The organism is Marinobacter sp. (assembly GCF_041595835.1).
Lineage (GTDB): Bacteria > Pseudomonadota > Gammaproteobacteria > Pseudomonadales > Oleiphilaceae > Marinobacter.
The window spans coordinates 173,420-192,550 of the sequence record NZ_JBFHJO010000001.1 but is presented as its reverse complement, the minus strand read 5'-3'; the positions used below and the strand labels follow the sequence as shown (position 1 = coordinate 192,550).

The window sequence follows — 19,131 nt, the reverse complement described above, 5'->3', positions numbered from 1 at the left end:
AAACTTATCGCCTGGTTTTGGGCCAAGGGCCTTGAACTACACGAACGGAGTTGTGATCAATACTATTAGCTCGGTGGCCAAGGGCCAGAGAGCAGCGCTGGCCTGGCCAACTGCCACGGCGTTTGATGATATTTATCTTGAGTTCTTGGTGTTCACCCGGAACAAGTTCCAGGCGTAAAGCTGCTGGGGAGTTCTGCTCTACATGTTGGCGGCTTCGAAACAGCACGCACAGGTTGTTGCCAGCCTCTGCAGCAAGTTGCAGCCGCCGGACATCCCGGCTTGCAAGTTTTCCTGGCCATGCGAACACCAGTCCGGTAACTGGCGAGCGAAGGCAGTTTTCTAGGGTCCATAAAAAATCATTTCGATCCTGAGTGTTGATCATCACCAGGTGCCCGAGGTTTACCCCTTCCCGTGCCAGGGCTGGAGCATAAGGCGTATGTGGTGGGTTCAGCCAGAAAATGGTTTTGCCCTCTTCAGACACTCTCTGCATCAGTGGCAGTACAAGGTGCAACTCGCCAATGCCCCAGGTATCAAGCAGACATTCGCTTAACGCCCCTTTGGGCCATCCGAGCCCGCCGAGTTGGTTGTCTAGCGCTTGATACCCGGTAGATTCTGCCGGTTGGGTCGCTCTCCTGTGCTGGTAGCCCTGCCATACCCGGGCATCTTGAAGCAGGGTGCTCAGTAATTTGCTCATGAGGAATTCTCTGAATACTGTTTTTATATACAGTATTCTTAAGGCTGCAGAATTTCAACAAAAGATAGGGCCGGAACTCTGACAGAATTGAGTTTTTCTACACCATGCGTGAGCATTTATCGGTGTATTGTTATTCTCTTCAGGCGTGAAGTCGGGTCTTAGTCTGGCTGTACCTGGAATTTTTCGGCTGACAGGCTTTAACAAAAGGTTAAGGAGCAGGTATGAACAAATGGATTGTCGCGTTGTGTTTTTTTTGTGGCGCGTGTTTCGCCCATGAGCCCGAGAGAGCCCCAGAGCTTTGGTCTTGGTTTAAAGATCTCAATAAGTCCGTGTCGGCTTGTGAAATACAAAGTTCATTTGCACTCAAAAAAATGGGCCTTGAGAACCAGGTGGAGAATGACTATGGGATCTATGGGACCTTCAAGGGCAATAGAGTCGTTGTTAAATGCCTGGCGATGGGAGAAGGGAAGAGCAAAGTCTGGGTTGCTGTTGCTGGCAATGACAGAGATGCCGTTGAGCTGGTTCGGAACAGGATTGTAAAAGAGATCATTTAGCAGCCAGCATGAGTGTTAGCGTCCCTTAAACAGGGAGCCCAGTAAGCCGCGCATAAACCCCCGCGTTACTTCGCGCCCCATTGTCCGCGCAACGCTTTTCGCCATGGTCTCGAAAACGCTCTGGCGTGATGAGCTGCCGGCTGCCGAAGACTTTTTACGTCTGTTCGCTGGCGCTCTATAAACTCGTTCTTTGTCGAGGACAGCCTGTTGGGCTTCATTGGCAGCCTGCGCTGCCCGCTTCTGTAATTTTTCGTGGGCAGACTCGCGGTCAATAGCTTTGTTGTAGCGAACGCCGAATTCACTGGCGTTGAGAATACTGTTGCGTTCTTCAGTTGTTGCGGGTCCGAGACGTGAAGATGGCGGACGAATAAGTGTTCGATCAACAATAGAAGGTATGCCTTTAGCGTCGAGAGTGGAGACCAGGGCTTCACCAACACCAAGTTCGGTTATGACTTTTTCGGTATCAAGACCGGGGTTTTGTCTGAAGGTTGAGGCGGCAGCTCGAACGGCTTTTTGATCGCGAGTGGTAAAGGCTCGTAGAGCGTGCTGTACCCGGTTGCCGAGTTGACCCAGTACTTTGTCGGGAATATCTGTGGGGTTTTGTGAAACAAAATAGATACCTACGCCTTTGGAGCGTATTAAACGAACCACTTGCTCGACTTTTTGTAACAGTGCCTTCGGGGCATCATCAAACAGCAGGTGTGCTTCGTCGAAAAAGAACACGAGTTTGGGTTTTTCGGGATCACCGGCTTCCGGCAATTCTTCAAACAATTCAGCTAATAGCCAGAGCAGGATTGTGGCGTATAGCCGTGGTCGTTCGATAAGTTGGTTGGCTGCCAGCAAGTTGATGTGTCCGCGACCTTTAGAGTCGCAGCGCATCAAATCGGAAAGCTCCAGAGCCGGTTCGCCAAAGAACTGGGCGCCGCCCTGTTGTTCAAGTTGCAGCAAGCGGCGCTGTATCGCACCTACGGAAGCTTTGCTGACATTACCATATAAGGCAGAGAGTTCTTTGGATTGTCCGGCCACGAAGGTCATCAGAGATCGTAGGTCTTTTAGGTCCAGCAGGGGCAAACCGTGGTCATCTGACAGTTGAAAGGCGATATTGAGAACGCCTTCCTGAGTGTCGTTGAGTTCAAGCAGGCGAGACAGCAATAGAGGACCCATATCTGAAATAGTGGCCCGCATAGGGTGGCCTTCTTTGCCTGAAACATCCCAGAAAACAGTGGGGAAACCCTCAAACGTGTATGGCTTAAGGCCAACCTGATCCGCGCGTTTGGTGAGAAATGGTTTCGCTGTGCCTGCCTGGGATATGCCAGACAAATCGCCTTTCACATCGGCCATAAATACTGGCACGCCCTGAGCGGAAAAGCCTTCCGCAAGAATTTGCAGGGTGACTGTTTTACCTGTACCTGTTGCACCAGCGATAAGACCGTGGCGATTTGCACGGCGTAACAGCAGGCTCTGGACCTGATGGCCTTTGCCTATGAAAACGGAATCTTCGGACACGGTGCTCACCTCTGCTTATGACAGGTTGTGCAAGATTAATCAGTATGGTCGATATGTTGATTAATGGGTAATAAGCGCTCAATGTTTAACCTCTCTCAGAGCAATAGAGTTCTGTGTGCTGGTCTCATTTTCTATACAAAAGGAAGGTGATTGTCCGATACTGGAGGCGGTATCACTGTCTTGATCTGTTTTATCTCCCCTTTAGCTGGCCAGGATTCTGAAAATTGTAAAAATTTATGACTATTCCCCTTGAAAATATACTTGTTCCGGAAGTTTCCTGTTCAAACTGCCAGGCTTGCTGTTGCCGTTTAGAGGTGATGATTATCAGTGACACGGGTGTGCCTGAGCGGCATATTGCTTTCGATGAGTGGGGAGGGGAGACCATGCTGCGTTTAGAGGATGGTTGGTGCTCTGCTTTAGATCGGGAGACGTTCCTGTGTACGATTTATGACAATCGTCCCTGGATTTGTCGGGAGTTTGAAATGGGTTCTTATGAATGTCGCCAACAGAGAGTGGAGGTCAGTGGCGTCATTCTGAGTGAGGCATAATTGGCCGCTAATTAGGCTCCGCTGAATTGTTGCCAGTGTCGAGCCTGTGTCTTATTGCATGCAGGTTTTTCCAGTGAGTTCGCTATGAACCTTTGGTTGAACTATGTTTGTTTGATCGAACTCACATCACTTGTTCAGTTTGAGAGGAGAAAACGGTGAAAATTATTCGTTTATTGACGGTGGTTACCATCTTGTCGGTCAGCCAGCTGTCAGCTGCGGCTGATGGATTGATTGTTATGAAGAGCCCCTTCAGCGCAGGGGAAACCATGGACAGACTGGAAAAGGTGGTTAAAGAACGTAACCTGACGGTGTTTGCCCGAATTGATCATGCTGCTGGTGCCAGTAAAATCGACAAGTCATTGCGTGCTACTGAGCTATTGATCTTCGGTAATCCTCAGGGAGGCACTCCGCTGATGGAGTGTGCGCAGACTACGGGCATAGACCTTCCGCTGAAAGCTCTGGTTTGGGAAGATGAATCCTCCCAGGTATGGCTGGGCTATAATGATCCGGCCTTTATTGCGCAGCGCCACCACGTGTCAGAGTGCGCGGTTGTGCCGAACCTGCAAAAGGCGTTGGCTGGCATGGCCGAGGCTGTTGTCACCCGCTGAGCGCCTGGCCACCCGGTGTGTGCCTGATGGCCTCGCTGGAGCGAATCGCCCGTTCCGGAAATTATTCTTAATATTTTTTACTATCGATACTTGACGATAAAGCCTCGCCTTTAGGTTGCCGGCCCCGTTGGTTTGCCGCTATTGTTCTTTGGCGGCGCCAGCTCGGGATGCGTGTCCTGGTGCCTCGTAGAAGGACTGCCTGGTCGTCTCCAGGGCCGGTTTGATACTAACCAGATCTTACAGCGTACGGGAGCAGTTGATGAGCGATCCTACTTATACTCCACCTAAAGTGTGGAAGTGGAACCCGGAAAGCAGCAGTAAGTTTTCCAATATTAACCGTCCGGTTGCCGGCCACACCCATGAAAAGGATTTACCGGTAGGTGAGCACCCTTTCCAGTTGTATTCCCTGGCGACACCTAACGGGGTGAAGGCAACGATCATGTTTGAGGAACTGCTGGAACTGGGTATTAAGGAAGCTGAATACGATGCGTGGCTTATCCGCATCATGGAAGGTGAGCAGTTCAGTAGCGGTTTTGTTCAGGTGAATCCCAACTCTAAAATCCCTGCCATGCTGGATCGGAGTGTAGACCCGGGCATTCGTGTATTTGAATCGGGATCGATTTTGTTCTACCTGGCAGAAAAGTTTGGCCGATTTCTGCCGACAGATCCTGCTAAGCGGGCTGAAACCATGAATTGGTTGTTTTGGCAGATGGGGAGTGCGCCTTTTCTGGGTGGTGGTTTCGGACATTTCTTTGCCTATGCACCGGAAAAATACGAGTACCCGATCAACCGTTACACCATGGAGGTGAAACGTCAGTTAGATGTTCTGGACCGTCAGTTAGCGAACAATCGCTATATTGCCGGTGATGAATATACCATCGCTGATATGGCCATCTGGCCCTGGTATGGCGCATTGGTGAAGAACACTGTGTACGAGGCTGCCGAGTTTCTGGAGGCGCATACCTATACTAATGTGTTGCGTTGGACCGATGAGTTGGCGCAGCGGCCTGGAGTAAAGCGGGGGCGGATGGTGAACAGGGCCTGGGGTGAGTTGTCTTCACAGTTGCACGAGCGACATGATGCCAGCGACTTTGAATTGCGCACCCAGGACAAGCTAGGCGCGGATAAATAGGAATGGGAATGGCTGAACCTGTGAAGTTAACGGAGGAGCAGGTTTACCACTTCTGCCCTCTTGAGAAGCTCGATTTTGATACCACAGCAACTCTGGAAGATCTGGAGCTTCCGTTTGGTCAGGAGCGAATGCTTCGAGCCCTGGAGTTTGGCGCCAGTATGCAGGCCAGCGGTTTTAATCTGTTTGTGCTCGGGCCTGCGGGTGCGGGTAAGCATGAATTGGTCAAACAGTTTCTGGATAACCATGCTGCAGGCGAAAAGGTTCCTTCAGACTGGTGCCATGTTTTTAATTTTCAGCAATCTGACAAGCCAGTAGCTATCGAGCTGTCACCGGGTGAGGGGCAGTCGTTTAAAAGTGATATGAATGATTTGGCCGACGAGTTGAAAACGGCCATTCCGGCAACCTTTGAAAGCGAGGAATATCAGGCTCGCATTCAGGAATTGCAGGAAGAAGTGACACGGCGTCAGCAAAAAGCTTTGGCGGCGATACAGGAAGAGGCTAACGCCAATAACATTGCAATGCTGGCCACCTCCGTCGGTTTTACTTTTGCCCCCATGCGTGACGGGGAAGCGGTTGAGCCAGAGGAATACCAGAAGTTCACGGATGACGAAAAAGAGCAGGTTGAGTCCAAGGTACTGGAGCTGCAGAAAAAGCTTCAATCAGCGATTCAGCAGGTTCCCCGTTTGCGCAAGGAAGTGCGTGAACGAATCCATGAGCTTAATGAAGAAATGGTGCAGTTATCCCTCGGCGGGCCTATTGGTGAGCTGCGGGAAAAATGGAGGCATGTTCCGGCTGTGGTTGCCCACCTGGATGCTGTGCGGGAGGATGTGGTAGAGCACGCCGAAGCTTTTCAGGATACCGAGAGTGGCGCGCCCGTAAGGTTATTGAATCGGTATCGGGTTAATTTGCTAGTGGATAATGCTGAAACCCGGGGTGCTCCTGTTATTTATGAAGATCTGCCCAGTCATCAGCATCTGACCGGGCAGATAGAGCATCGTGCTCACCAGGGTAATCTGTACACAGATTTCACACTGATTAGTGCGGGTTCTCTTCATCGGGCCAACGGTGGCTATCTGATTCTGGATGCACGTCGCATTCTGACCCAGCCCCTGGCTTGGGATAGCCTGAAACGTATTCTGTTTTCCTCTGAGATCAGAATCGAATCACTGGAACGTTTATATGGGTTGGCGACGACCGTCAGTTTGAAGCCAGAGCCGATTCCTCTGAGCGTGAAGGTTGTGTTGATTGGTGATCGGACATTGTACTACCTGTTATCTCATTACGACCCGGACTTCCTGGATCTGTTCAAGGTAGAAGCGGATTTCGAAGATGATCTGGATAGAAATGATGAAAGCTATCTCTTATATGCCCGGCTGATTGCAACCATGGCCCGCGCGGCTGGAGTGAAGGCTTTGGATCGTGCTGCAGTTGCGAGGCTGATCGAGCATGCCAGTCGCCTGGCCAGTGATCAGAAAAAACTGACCGCACATGACCGGGTCCTTAAAGATCTGCTTAGCGAAGCAGACCACTGGGCCTCGGAAGCGGGTAGCGAGCGCATTGAAGTTTGCCACGTTCAGCAGGCCATTGATGAGCGTGAATATCGTTCCAGCCGCATACGTGAACGGAGCCTGGAGCAAATTCGCCGAGGTGTGATGATGATTGCCACCGAAGGTGAAAAGGCTGGCCAGGTGAATGGGCTTTCGGTGTTGCAGATAGGCGCCACTCGTTTTGGTCAGCCCACTAGAATTACTGCCACTGCCCGGCCAGGGAAAGGTCAGGTGGTGGATATTGAGCGTGAAGCGAAGCTGGGGGGGCGGATTCACAGCAAAGGGGTGATGATTCTGTCCCGGTTCCTGGCGAGCCAATACGCGCCCATGGGTGAATTGTCGCTTTCTGCCAGCCTGGCATTTGAACAATCCTATGGAGGTGTTGACGGAGATTCTGCCTCGGTAGCAGAAACCTGTGTTCTGTTGTCAGCCATTACGGGCATTCCTCTGAAGCAATCTTTGGCAGTAACCGGATCCATGAACCAGCACGGTGAAGTTCAGGCTGTGGGTGGCGTGAATGAGAAGATTGAAGGTTTCTTTGATGTCTGCAAACAGGCTGGTGGGGTCAGTGGTCAGGGAGCCTTGTTGCCAGCCAGCAACGTTGAACATCTGATGCTCAATGAAGATGTACGCGAAGCCGTACGGGAAGGGCGGTTTTCCATTTATCCGATAACCCGGATTGAAGAAGCCATTGAATTGTTGACCGGGATGGAGGCCGGTGAGCCGGATGCGGAAGGTAAATTCCCGGAGAATACCTTCAATCGTCTGGTCGCAGAACGGTTGGCGGAATTCTCGGACGTTAGTAAAAAGAAAGAGGAGAACGGTGACGCCAGCAACAACGAGGACAATGATAGTGACTGATCGCCCCCTGGATCAGGTTGGCCGAAGCCCTTCGAATGGACGAATTCTGGTGCTTCTGGATGGTTCCCGAATGAGCCTTGCTGCATTAGATGCGGCGGTGGAAATCGCTGCTCGCACAGGCACTGAGGTGCAGGGCGTGTTTGTTGAAGAACTGAACATTCTGCGCAGCGCGGGCTATGGTTTCAGTTGTGAGGTGGGGTCAGTTTCCGGGGTCAGTCGGCCGGTCAGTGTGGCCGAGCTGGAGCGGCGAATGCAAAGGTTGGCAAACCAGGCACGTCGAGCTCTCGAAAGTGCTGTGGCTCAACAAGGTGTCCGGTCTACCCTGAGTGTTGCACGAGGTCGGGTTGTTGAAGAAGTTCTGGCGCTGACAGAGCCGGAGGACTTGCTGGTTCTTGGACGTGTTGGCTGGTCGGCGCCAGACGCACGGCTGGGCTCCACCGCCAGGGGCTTGCTGCGCAAATCGCCGGCGAGGTTGTTGTTGTGGTGTGAAAAACAAGCGACGCCTCAGAGTAGAATCGTCGTTTTTCTCAACGATCATGAAGACGCAAATCACCGTGCAGCCAAGGCTGCTGCAGATGTGGTCAGGGGGGCTGGCCAGCCAGTGACAGTGCTTTTGGGACCTGCGTCCAGTTTGTCGAAGGCGTCTCTGGCTTCACTGAAACGGAGTATTGGTGTGCCTGACTCCGAGGTTCGGGTGCAACAGCTCCCGGCCACAGACCCTGAGACTGTCACACAGATTCTGCGGAAGGAAAGAGCGTCGCAACTGGTGCTCAGCCGACGATGCGCACTGCTTTGTGAGCCCGGGGCAGAACACTTTCTGGCTGCGCTCGATTTGCCGGTGATAGTGACCCCGTAGCTTACAGGCGTTCGCTGTTGTGCCATACCTTGATCAGGACACCGGTAGTTAGCCGGTTGCTTGAGCTGGCCTGTCGTGCAGAACTTCTTCGATTTCCTTCGCCGTTAACGTCTCTCGCTCTAATACAGCTGCGGCCAGGTTTTCCAGTTGGGTACGGTGTTCGCTCAGAAAGTCGCCAGTGGCCTTTTCCAGGGCCTGAAGCTGGGACTGAATTTCAGTATCGATCTTCTCAGCCATCTTTTCACTGAACTCTCTCGGGAGGCCCATGTCCCGTCCGAGGAAGACATGTTCTTCACCAATACTGAGGCCTAATGGACCTATTTTTTCGCTCATGCCCCATTGGCCAATCATTTTGCGGATTAGAGTGGTGGCTTCTTTTAGATCGTTCTGGGCGCCAGTGCTTACTTCCCCATATATAAGCTTTTCTGCGCACCGGCCGCCCAGCATGACCTTAATGCGGTCTTTCAGGTAGCTTTCGGTATAGCTGTAATGATCTTCCCGTGGGGTTTGTTCGGTTACGCCCATCGCCATGCCGTGGGGAATGATGGTTACTTTGGTGAGTGGATCTGCTTTGGGCATGTAGTAGGCCATGATTGCATGCCCGCACTCATGGTAGGCCACCGCTTCTCGTTCCTGAGGCGGGAGATGGATATCCCTCTTTTCCCCAAGAATAATCCGGTCCCGGGCGACGTCAAAACAATGAGCAGTCACCTCGTTCAGGTTTTCTCTTGCGGCCGCTAGCGCAGCCTCGTTCACCAGGTTTTTAAGGTCTGCACCGGAGAAACCGGTTGTTCGGGCAGACAACTGCTTCAGATCAACATCGGTTGCCAGTGGTACCTTGCGAACGTGTACTTTCAGTATGGCTTCCCGTGCTTCTTTATGGGGGCGGTCGAGGGTGATTTTGCGGTCAAATCGTCCAGGCCGAAGCAGGGCAGAGTCCAGGACATCTGGCCGGTTGGTGGCCGCCAGCACAAGGACGTTCTCATGGGTTTCAAAACCGTCCATTTCAGTCAGAATCTGGTTCAGGGTCTGTTCACGCTCATCATGTCCCCCCCCCATGCCGGCGCCTCGTGACCGGCCGATAGCGTCCAGTTCGTCGATAAAAATCAGGGAGGGAGCCTCCTTGCGAGCGTTCTGGAACATGTCCCGAACCCGAGCCGCGCCAACGCCGACAAACATTTCTATAAACTCTGATGCGCTGATGCTGAAGAAAGGCACTTCAGCTTCTCCTGCAATGGCTCTGGCCAACAGGGTTTTACCTGTGCCTGGCGGGCCAACTAAAAGTACGCCTCTGGGCATGGTCGCGCCCAGCTTGTGATATTTGTCCGGAGATTTCAGGAAGTCGATAATCTCAGCAATATCCCGTTTGGCGGATTCAATACCGGCAACATCATCGAGCGTTGTTGTAGAGGTTTCTTTACGAGCCCGACGGGCTCTGGATTTTGCATATTCGAAAGGCCCGCCACCCTGAGTCATTCGCTTTTGAGCTGCGCCCCAGAACCAGAACATCAATGCCAGCAATAAAATCCAAGGCATGAAGCCCAGAATGAGCTCTTGCCACCAAGGGCGGCCGGAGGCCGCGCCCCGGACGATAACGTCATGTTGCTCAAGCATTGGTAGCAGGTCCTGGTCTTCAACCGGAGGGCGAATGGTTATAAACCGGGTGGCAGACGGGCCTGTGTCGGAACTGAAACTGACGGCCCCCGAATCGCTGAACTGGCCGCGGATCACTTCATTCTGGAGCGTTACCTCTGCGATCTGATCGTTCAGGACGGCTTCTTTGAATTCGGAGTAAGCGAGATCTTTTTGTTGTTGTTGGCCGCTGTCCTGAAGCCAGAGAAAAATCAGGAAAATAACGGCGCTCAACCATAAAAATGAATATTGATTAGGAAGAGCCGGTTGCGGGCTTTGGTCTTTATTGTGTTGTTCAGGTTCCATTACTTTTACCTTGCTCTGTTAATAGCCCATAGCTGATGAAGTGCTGCGTCGTGGGTCTGCTCCGCCGTATAGGGTGCCGTCTTTACCAATCATAATACTCTGAATGGCCCCCATTGCGGTGCTGGTCTTTATTTTATGGCCGCGGGCTTCCAGTAATTTGATGGTGTCCGGACTGATGCCTTGTTCTATGCGTATTTCGTCAGGCAACCATTGGTGATGAATACGAGGAGCATTTACAGCTGTTTGTATATTCATATTGTGATCGATAACGTTCATCACCACTTGCAGGGTTGTGGTGATGATGCGCGAACCGCCGGGGCTGCCGGTCACCAGAAAGTTACGCCCATCTTTACGAACAATGGTGGGTGACATAGAGCTGAGCATACGTTTTCCGGGTTCGATCTTGTTGGCTTCGCCGCCAATGAGCCCGTAAGCGTTGGGTGTGCCGGGCTTGGCACTGAAATCATCCATTTCATTATTGAGTAGAAAGCCCGCGCCGGCCACGGTAATACCAGAGCCATAGCTGAAATTGATGGTGTAGGTGTTGGAAACAGCATTGCCCCAGCGATCAACCACTGAGAAGTGCGTTGTTTCAGGACTTTCCCAGGCAGTGGGTTCGCCATGTCTGATATCGAGGGAGGGGCGCGCTTTGTCCGGGTTGATGTTTTTTCTGAGGGCCTGGCCGTATACCTTGCTGGTCAGGCCTTTTAGCGGAACGTCTACATAGTCTGTGTCGCCGAGATATTGAGAGCGGTCAGCGTAGGCCAGTTTCATGGCTTCGGCCATATGGTGGATAGTGCTGGCTGAATTGTGACCCATTTCTCCGATCGGGTAGCCTTCCAGGATGTTAAGGATCTGAACAATATGCACCCCCCCGGACGAGGGGGGGGACATGGAGTAGATGTCATGGTTGCGATACGTGCCATGAACCGGTTGGCGGATGACCGGTCGGTAGTTTTTTAGATCGTTGAGCGTGATGAGACCATCATGGCGTTGCATTTCATCAACAATTAGACGGGCCGTTTCACCTTCGTAAAAGCCTTTAGTGCCCTGATCAGAGATGCGCTGAAGGGTGGCTGCCAGGTCGGGCTGTCTGAAAACGTCTCCGGGTTGAGGGGGCAAGCCATTCTCTTTATAAAATGTGGCGTTGGTGGCAGGCCAGCGTTGTAATCGCTCTGCCGCTTGCTCCAGTCCCTCGGAAAAACGGCGTGGCACGACAAAACCATCTCTGGCTAACTGAATGGCTGGCGCAAGTGCTTCGCTCAGGGAAAGAGTGCCATGGCGCTCAAGAGCAACGGCCAGCCCCGCAACGGTGCCTGGTACGCCTGCCGCTTTGTGGCTAAAACGACTCAGTTCATTAACAGCGTTGCCTTCGCTGTCCTGAAACATGGTTTCGGTAGCTGAAGCTGGCGCGGTTTCACGGTAGTCAATGGCTTCTGGGGGCTCACCGTTGCCGGGGGCGTACAGTAAGAAGCCGCCACCGCCAATGTTGCCCGAGCGTGGCTGAGTGACAGCAAGGGCAAAGCCGGCTGTCACTGCCGCATCAATGGCGTTGCCGCCACTTTTGAGAACGTTCAACGCTATTTCTGTCGCGAGAGTGTGGCTGCTGGCAACCATGCCGTGGTTGCCTTGGGCAGGGTGAAAACGTTCACCCTCCAGAATGGCCGGATTACTGGCGTGCGACGTTGTTGTCGATAATGTTATTACCAGTGTTAGTGTCAGGCTCCACAGGCGCTTTGAGGAGAGTTTTGTTGTGGGGCTGTGGATCACTGTGTCTAACATGAGGTTCCTCGTTTCTGGCTGCCAGATAGGCTATCATAGCCGGTCTATTTTTATAGGTGCGTACTGATATTCCGTCATAAGCACTCGCTTATGGTTTTTTATCGCATCCGCTTTCCCGGATTTTAGTTAAGGAATGGCTTAATGGAGCATACCTATCGTCTTGTTATTTCCTGCCCGGACAGGGTGGGGATTGTTGCCAAGGTGAGTAATTTCCTGTCCACCTATAATGGCTGGATTACCGAGGCGAGCCATCATTCAGATACCCAGTCCGGCTGGTTCTTCATGCGGCACCAGATCAAGGCCGAGTCGATACCGTTCGGTTTGGATCAGTTTCGTGCGGCTTTTGAACCGATTGCCCGGGAATTCAATATGCGCTGGCACATTGCTGACTCTGCCCGCCCAAAGCGGGTAGTGCTGATGTGCAGTAAAGAGTCGCATTGCATCGCCGACCTTTTACACCGCTGGCACAGTAAAGAGCTGAATGCTGAAATGGTGGCTGTGATCTCGAATCATGACGATCTTCGGCGGATGGTCGAGTGGCATAACATTCCTTATCACCATATTCCTGTGAGTAAGGAGAATAAGGCCGAAGCGTTTGCCCAGATTGAAGAATTGCTCGGTCAGTACGAGGCGGATGTGATCGTGCTGGCGCGTTACATGCAGATCCTGCCACCGGAATTGTGTGAGAAGTATGCAGGTAAGGTGATTAATATTCACCACAGCTTTCTGCCTTCTTTTGCCGGTGCCCGGCCTTATCACCAGGCATACAGTCGTGGTGTGAAGCTAATTGGTGCCACTTGCCATTATGTAACTCAAGACCTTGATGAAGGTCCGATTATTGAGCAAGACGTGATTCGTATCAGTCACAGAGACTCGATAGAAGACATGGTTCGCCTGGGTAAGGACGTTGAAAAGAACGTTTTGGCGCGAGGGCTTCGATCTCATGTTGAAGATCGCGTGATTACCTACGAAAACAAGACTGTAGTGTTTGATTAACGAGTCATGACAGCTACCCCGGGCCAGTTTGGACTGTGGTATGCTAGGTGGCTTACTAAAGAATAAAGACGGGGCCCGGAAACGGTCCCGGGACGACTTCCAGATAACGCAAAGGAACCTTTCTCGATGGGTGAGTTAGCCAAAGAGATCCTGCCAGTCAATATTGAAGATGAACTGAAGCAGTCTTACCTGGACTACGCCATGAGCGTAATCGTTGGGCGAGCGCTTCCTGACGTGCGGGATGGCCTCAAGCCGGTTCACCGTCGTGTTCTGTTCGCTATGTCCGAGCTGAACAACGACTGGAACAAGGCCTACAAGAAGTCTGCCCGTGTGGTGGGTGATGTTATCGGTAAATATCACCCTCACGGTGACTCTGCTGTATACGACACCATCGTTCGTATGGCTCAGCCGTTCTCCTTGCGGTATCCGCTGGTCGACGGTCAGGGTAACTTCGGTTCCATTGACGGCGATAACGCGGCGGCAATGCGTTACACCGAAATCCGTATGGAGAAGCTGGCTCATTCACTGTTGGCTGACCTTGAAAAAGAAACGGTCGATTTCGTCGATAACTATGACGGTTCCGAGCGGATTCCGGAAGTTATGCCTACCCGCGTACCGAACCTGCTGGTTAATGGCTCGTCTGGTATCGCTGTTGGTATGGCAACTAATATTCCCCCTCACAACCTGACCGAAGTGGTTAATGGTTGTCTGGCGTTGATTGAAAACCCTGACCTGTCCATCGATGAGTTGATGGAGTTTATTCCGGGCCCGGATTTTCCGACGGAGGGCATTATTAATGGCCGTGCAGGTATCGTAGAAGCTTATCGCACGGGCCGGGGTCGTATCTATATTCGTGCTCGCCATGAGATTGAACACGATAATAAAACCAATCGTGATGCCGTTATTATCACGGAACTGCCTTACCAGCTGAATAAGGCTCGTCTGATCGAGAAGATTGCCGAGCTGGTGAAAGAAAAGCGTCTTGAGGGCATCTCTGAGCTGCGAGATGAGTCCAACAAGGAAGGTATTCGGGTAGTTATTGAACTTCGTCGCGGAGAAAACCCGGAAGTTGTAGTCAACAATCTGTTCGCTCAGACCCAGCTTCAGACAGTGTTCGGGATCAATATGGTCGCCCTGATTAACGGCGAACCAAAGACCCTGAATCTGAAAGAAATGCTCGATGCGTTTGTTCGCCACCGCCGTGAAGTGGTGACTCGCCGGACCATCTTTGAGTTGCGTAAGGCTCGAGAGCGCGGCCATATCCTTGAAGGTCTGACCGTAGCGCTGGCCAACATTGATGAGATGATTGAGCTGATCAAGTCTTCGCCTACGTCGGTAGAAGCGAAAGAGAAACTGATGGCCCGGGGATGGGCTCCTGGTAACGTTCTGGCCATGCTGGAGCGCGCAGGTGAGGATGCTTGTCGCCCTGACGACCTGCCGGAAATCTACGGACTGCGTGACGGCTTGTATTATATGTCTCCTGAGCAAACTCAGGCGATTTTGGATATGCGTCTGCATCGCCTGACTGGTCTGGAAACTGAAAAACTTCAGAACGAATACAAAGAAATTCTGGAGAAAATTGCGGGTTTGCTGGAAATTCTTGGCGACCCGGATCGTTTGATGGCGGTGATCCGTGAAGAGCTGGAAGCGGTAGTTGCCGAGTTTGGTGATGAACGCCGTACTGAAATTACCAGTTCCCAGCGCGACCTGACCATCGCTGACCTGATTGATGAAGAAGACCTGGTGGTCACTATTTCCCATACCGGTTACGCGAAAACCCAGGCAGTAGAAGATTATCAGGCCCAGCGCCGTGGTGGGCGTGGTAAAGCCGCGACAGCCATGAAAGATGAAGACTTTATCGAAAAACTCTTGGTGGCGAACTCCCACGACACCATTCTGTGCTTCTCTAACCGTGGCAAGGTGTATTGGTTGCGGGTGTTCGAAATCCCCCGTGGCAGTCGTGGTTCCCGTGGCCGCCCAATGGTTAACATCTTGCCGCTGGAAGCTGATGAACGTATCACTACGTTCTTGCCGGTTCGTGATTATCCTGAAGACCAGTTTGTACTGATGGCAACATCGGCTGGTGTCGTCAAGAAAACGCCTCTGACAAACTTCTCCCGCCCGCGTAGCAGCGGCTTAATCGCTCTGAATCTGGATGAAGGCGACACTTTGGTGGGCGCAGCAATAACGAATGGTGATGCAGAAATCATGCTGTTCTCCTCCGCAGGTAAAGGTGTGCGGTTCAGCGAAGATCAGGTGCGTCCTATGAGTCGGACAGCCCGTGGTGTGCGAGGCATCAAAATGCCGGAAGGCCACCATGTGGTGTCGCTGATTATCCCGCAGGAAGGTGGCGTTCTCCTGACCGCCAGTGAGCACGGTTATGGTAAGCGTACGTCTATTGATGAGTTTCCGGCCTATAGTCGTGGCAGCCAGGGTGTTATTGCCATGCAGTGCTCGGAGCGAAACGGCAACCTGGTGACTGCATTGCAGTTGTTTGAAGGCGACGAAATGATGCTGATTTCCGATAAGGGCACGCTTGTGCGTACCCGTGCGGATGAAGTATCGGTTCTCAGTCGTAACACTCAGGGGGTTCGCTTGATTCGTCTGGCTCAGGAGGACGAGCGTCTTGTTGGTGTTGAGCGAATTGCGGAATCCGATGATGACGACGTAGATGTCAGTGCTGATGAAGCTGTTGACGCCGATACTGATGTCGAAACAAATACAGACACTGATGCGGACGTGGACGCAGAAGGCGAGGAAAACGAAGAATGAGCAGGGCGTTTAATTTTTGTGCCGGTCCGGCTACTTTGCCGGAAGCCGTATTGAAGCAGGCTCAAAGTGAAATGCTGGATTGGCGTGGTACCGGCATGTCGGTAATGGAAATGAGTCATCGCAGCGATGACTTTGTGTCCATTGCTGAAACTGCAGAGAAGGATCTGAGAGAACTTGCAGGAATTTCAGATGATTACGCCGTACTCTTCATGCAGGGTGGAGCATCCAGTCAATTCTCGACGATTCCGCTGAACCTGATGGCTGAGAACGAGACTGCGGATTATGTGAATACAGGTATATGGTCCAAGAAAGCTATCTCCGAAGCCAAGCGCTTCGGAGATGTGAATATCGTAGCCAGCTCGGAAGACTCCGGTTTTACCACGATTCCTGATCCGTCGACCTGGAACACCCGGGCCGATGCGGCCTACCTGCATTACACACCTAACGAAACCATTGGTGGCCTGGAGTATGACTTTGTGCCTGACAGCGGTTCTGTACCGCTGGTGGCCGATATGTCTTCGACCATTTTGTCTCGTCCGGTAGACGTCTCAAAGTTCGGTTTGATTTACGCTGGAGCCCAAAAGAACATCGGGCCCTCAGGGCTGGTTGTGGTGATTATCCGTAAAGACTTGCTGGGTAAAGCCCGTAAGGAGACGCCGACGATGATGAATTATCAGGTCATCGCTGACAACGGCTCTATGTACAACACGCCAGCGACTTACTCCTGGTATCTCGCTGGTTTGGTATTTAAGTGGCTGAAAGAGCAGGGTGGCGTAAAAGCTATGGGCGAGATAAATGCCCGTAAAGCCAGCAAACTATATGGTTTTATTGATAACAATGATTTCTACGCGAACCCTGTTGATCCGCGTTTCCGCTCCTGGATGAATGTGCCGTTCACTTTAGCTGACGATGCTCTTAATGCTGAATTCCTGAAAGGTGCAGAGGCTCGTGGCCTGCTGAACCTTCAGGGGCACCGCTCTGTTGGTGGTATGCGTGCAAGTTTGTATAACGCCATGTCAGAAGCTGGTGTCGATGCGCTGATTCAGTACATGGCTGAATTTGCGAAGGAGCGGGGCTGATCATGACGGATGAGAAGGCTCGCCTGAGCGAACTTAGGGACGAAATCGACAGCCTTGATCAGCAAATTATGAAGCTGATCAGCGCCAGAGCCGCGTGCGCTCAGGAAGTGGCTCATGTGAAAATGGCTGCGAACCCCGGGCAGGATGTGTTTTTTTATCGTCCTGAACGGGAAGCTCAGGTTCTCCGTCGGATTAAAGAAGAAAATCCCGGCCCGTTGCCTGCCGAGGAAATGGCTCGGTTGTTCCGTGAGATCATGTCTGCCTGTCTGGCGCTTGAGAAACCGATGCATATTGCTTTCCTCGGGCCATTAGGCACATTTACTCAGGCGGCAGCCCTCAAGCATTTTGGGCACTCTGTTATCAGTGTGCCGATGCCGGCTATTGATGCCGTGTTTCGTGAGGTCGAGTCGGGCTCCGCGCATTACGGGGTTGTACCGGTAGAGAACTCCACGGAAGGTATGGTTAACCATACTCTGGATATGTTCATGTCTTCGCCGCTGAAAATTTGCGGTGAAGTGCAACTGCGTATCCACCACCATTTGCTGGTATCTCCAAAGTTTAAAGATGCCGAGGTCACCCGTATTTACTCTCACCAGCAGTCTTTTGCCCAGTGTCGGCAGTGGTTGGATACACACCGTGCTGGCATTGAGCGAATCACGGTCTCCAGCAACGCTGAAGCAGCACGTCGTGCTGCGGAAGAGCCTGGTTCGGTTGCAATTGCCGGCGATATGGCTGCTGAGCTGTACGGTTTGGAAAAGCTGTCTAACAGCATTGAGGATCGCCCTGACAACACCACCCGTTTCCTGATTATCGGGCGTGAAGAGGTTGAGGCGAGCGGTCATGACAAGTCTTCCATTCTGGTTTCCATGCGCAACAAGCCAGGCGCGTTGTACCAATTGTTGGAACCGTTTCATCGTGAAGGAATCAGCCTGACTCGTATTGAGACGAGACCCTCACCCAGCGGCACTTGGGCTTATGTGTTCTATATCGATTTTGAGGGGCACATGGAGGATGAGCTTGCGCGTAAAGTGTTGTCTGAAATTGACGAAGAAGCCGTGGAATTGAAGCGTTTGGGTTCCTACCCCATTGGCGTGCTTTAAGCTCAGATTGATTTGACCTGGAGGAATATTGAATGGCACTGGATTATCAGAGTCTTGCGGTTAAAAGTGTTCAGGCTCTGTCTCCTTATCAGCCCGGAAAACCCATTGAAGAACTTGCTCGTGAGTTGGGGCTGAATCCAGGGGAGATCATCAAGCTGGCCAGCAATGAAAATCCTTTGGGGCCGAGTGAGGTAGCGCTGGCTGCGGCGCGCAAAGCTTTGGAAGAGTCCTGTTTGTACCCTGATGGCAACGGTTTTGAGTTGAAACAGGCGCTGTCGAAACGGTTTGGCGTACCAATGAGTCAGATCACGCTGGGTAATGGTTCCAATGATTTGTTGGAAGTAGTGGCTCGCTGTTTTGTCGGCCCTGACAGTGAAGTGATTTTTTCTCAATATGCCTTCGCCGTTTATCCTCTGGTTACTCAGGCTATTGGTGCCAAAAGTGTTTCGGTACCTGCTAAAGAGTGGGGGCACGATCTTGATGCCATGTCGGCGGCAGTCAATGAACGAACAAAGCTGATCTTTGTTGCCAATCCCAACAACCCTACAGGCACCGTACATGATGCTGTAGCTCTTGAGGCTTTTTTGGAGCGTATTCCAGAACGCGTATTGGTTGTCCTGGATGAAGCTTACTGCGAATACCTGACCGGCGATGAATTTCCGGACGGTATCCGTCTGCTTAACCGGTTCCCGAACCTGATTGTCTGCCGTACTTTCTCCAAAGCCTGGGGGCTGGCTGCACTCAGAGTGGGTTACAGTATTAGTTCTCCTGAAATTGCTGATATTTTGAATCGCGTTCGCCAGCCCTTCAATGTCAACTCGGTTGCGTTGGCGGCAGCTTCAGCGGTTCTTGAAGACGAGGCTTATCTGAATCGTTCGCGCGAAGTAAATAAAGCCGGGCTGCGCCAGTTGTCGGAAGGTTTCGATCGAATCGGGCTGCCTTATATTCCATCGGTTGGCAACTTCGTTGCAGTAGATGTTGGAGAACAGGCAGCTGATGTTTATCAGGCATTATTGAGTCATGGCGTGATTGTTCGTCCGGTTGCTGGCTACGGCATGCCTCGCCACTTAAGAGTTTCTGTCGGCTTACCGGAAGAAAATGAACGTTTTCTGGTTGCACTGTCCAAAGCTTTGCAGTCTGTAGGGCAGGGTAGCTAAC

Annotated in this window: 15 protein-coding genes; 11 read left to right on the top strand and 4 right to left on the bottom strand. The window is 52.0% G+C overall.

Features of this window, described 5'->3' with window-relative positions; all coding sequences use genetic code 11:
• Positions 1–4: 4 nt before the first annotated feature.
• Complete coding sequence (gene imuA / locus ABYA77_RS00890; RefSeq protein ID WP_372964040.1) at positions 5–694, bottom strand: translesion DNA synthesis-associated protein ImuA; 690 nt, start codon at positions 692–694, stop codon at positions 5–7.
• A gap of 221 nt (positions 695–915) precedes the next feature.
• Between imuA and ABYA77_RS00885 the strand changes: the two genes are divergently transcribed.
• Positions 916–1,248, top strand: coding sequence for a hypothetical protein (locus tag ABYA77_RS00885; protein WP_372964039.1), 333 nt, complete (start codon positions 916–918; stop codon positions 1,246–1,248).
• Between the two features lie 15 nt (positions 1,249–1,263).
• On the opposite strand, the gene ABYA77_RS00880 is transcribed toward ABYA77_RS00885, so the two are convergent.
• Positions 1,264–2,754 (bottom strand): helicase HerA-like domain-containing protein, encoded by a 1,491-nt coding sequence (locus ABYA77_RS00880; protein WP_372964038.1) that lies wholly within the window; start codon positions 2,752–2,754, stop codon positions 1,264–1,266.
• Between the two features lie 236 nt (positions 2,755–2,990).
• Here ABYA77_RS00880 and ABYA77_RS00875 point away from each other — a divergent pair, with 236 nt between their 5' ends.
• From ABYA77_RS00875 to ABYA77_RS00855, 5 genes are all read left to right on the top strand, one after another.
• Positions 2,991–3,302 carry a YkgJ family cysteine cluster protein gene (locus ABYA77_RS00875; protein ID WP_372964037.1) on the top strand — a complete coding sequence of 104 codons (312 nt, stop codon included), beginning with the start codon at positions 2,991–2,993 and terminating at the stop codon, positions 3,300–3,302.
• 155 nt (positions 3,303–3,457) lie between these two features.
• Positions 3,458–3,910: a DUF302 domain-containing protein gene (locus ABYA77_RS00870; RefSeq protein WP_372964036.1), complete on the top strand. Its 453-nt coding sequence runs from the start codon at positions 3,458–3,460 to the stop codon at positions 3,908–3,910.
• Between the two features lie 259 nt (positions 3,911–4,169).
• Positions 4,170–5,042, top strand: coding sequence for a glutathione-dependent disulfide-bond oxidoreductase (gene yghU / locus ABYA77_RS00865; RefSeq protein WP_372964035.1), 873 nt, complete (start codon positions 4,170–4,172; stop codon positions 5,040–5,042).
• Positions 5,043–5,050: 8 nt separating this feature from the next.
• Positions 5,051–7,450, top strand: coding sequence for a Lon protease family protein (locus tag ABYA77_RS00860; RefSeq protein ID WP_372964034.1), 2,400 nt, complete (start codon positions 5,051–5,053; stop codon positions 7,448–7,450).
• Positions 7,443–8,306, top strand: coding sequence for a universal stress protein (locus ABYA77_RS00855; RefSeq protein ID WP_372964033.1), 864 nt, complete (start codon positions 7,443–7,445; stop codon positions 8,304–8,306). The genes ABYA77_RS00860 and ABYA77_RS00855 overlap by 8 nt, the downstream gene beginning before the upstream one ends.
• A gap of 48 nt (positions 8,307–8,354) precedes the next feature.
• Here the strand turns inward: ABYA77_RS00855 and ftsH are convergent, their stop codons facing one another.
• Both ftsH and ggt read right to left on the bottom strand, forming a co-directional pair.
• Positions 8,355–10,244, bottom strand: a complete 1,890-nt coding sequence (ftsH, locus tag ABYA77_RS00850) for an ATP-dependent zinc metalloprotease FtsH (RefSeq protein WP_372964032.1) — start codon at positions 10,242–10,244, stop codon at positions 8,355–8,357.
• An 18-nt stretch (positions 10,245–10,262) separates the two neighbouring features.
• The gene (ggt, locus tag ABYA77_RS00845; protein WP_372964031.1) at positions 10,263–12,026 is read right to left on the bottom strand and encodes a gamma-glutamyltransferase; all 1,764 of its coding nucleotides are present in this window, start codon (positions 12,024–12,026) and stop codon (positions 10,263–10,265) included.
• 141 nt (positions 12,027–12,167) lie between these two features.
• Between ggt and purU the strand changes: the two genes are divergently transcribed.
• The 5 genes from purU to hisC all read left to right on the top strand — a co-directional run bounded on the left by purU (position 12,168) and on the right by hisC (position 19,130).
• A complete protein-coding gene (purU, locus tag ABYA77_RS00840; protein WP_372964030.1) occupies positions 12,168–13,022 on the top strand; it encodes a formyltetrahydrofolate deformylase in 855 nt (284 codons plus the stop codon).
• A 126-nt stretch (positions 13,023–13,148) separates the two neighbouring features.
• Positions 13,149–15,794, top strand: coding sequence for a DNA gyrase subunit A (gene gyrA, locus ABYA77_RS00835; protein WP_372964029.1), 2,646 nt, complete (start codon positions 13,149–13,151; stop codon positions 15,792–15,794).
• On the top strand, positions 15,791–16,873 hold the full coding sequence (gene serC, locus ABYA77_RS00830; RefSeq protein ID WP_372964028.1) for a 3-phosphoserine/phosphohydroxythreonine transaminase: 1,083 nt from the start codon (positions 15,791–15,793) through the stop codon (positions 16,871–16,873). The genes gyrA and serC overlap by 4 nt, the downstream gene beginning before the upstream one ends.
• Positions 16,874–16,875: 2 nt before the next feature.
• The gene (gene pheA / locus ABYA77_RS00825; protein ID WP_372964027.1) at positions 16,876–17,973 is read left to right on the top strand and encodes a prephenate dehydratase; all 1,098 of its coding nucleotides are present in this window, start codon (positions 16,876–16,878) and stop codon (positions 17,971–17,973) included.
• A gap of 32 nt (positions 17,974–18,005) precedes the next feature.
• Complete coding sequence (gene hisC / locus ABYA77_RS00820; protein WP_372964026.1) at positions 18,006–19,130, top strand: histidinol-phosphate transaminase; 1,125 nt, start codon at positions 18,006–18,008, stop codon at positions 19,128–19,130.
• Position 19,131 lies beyond the last annotated feature (1 nt).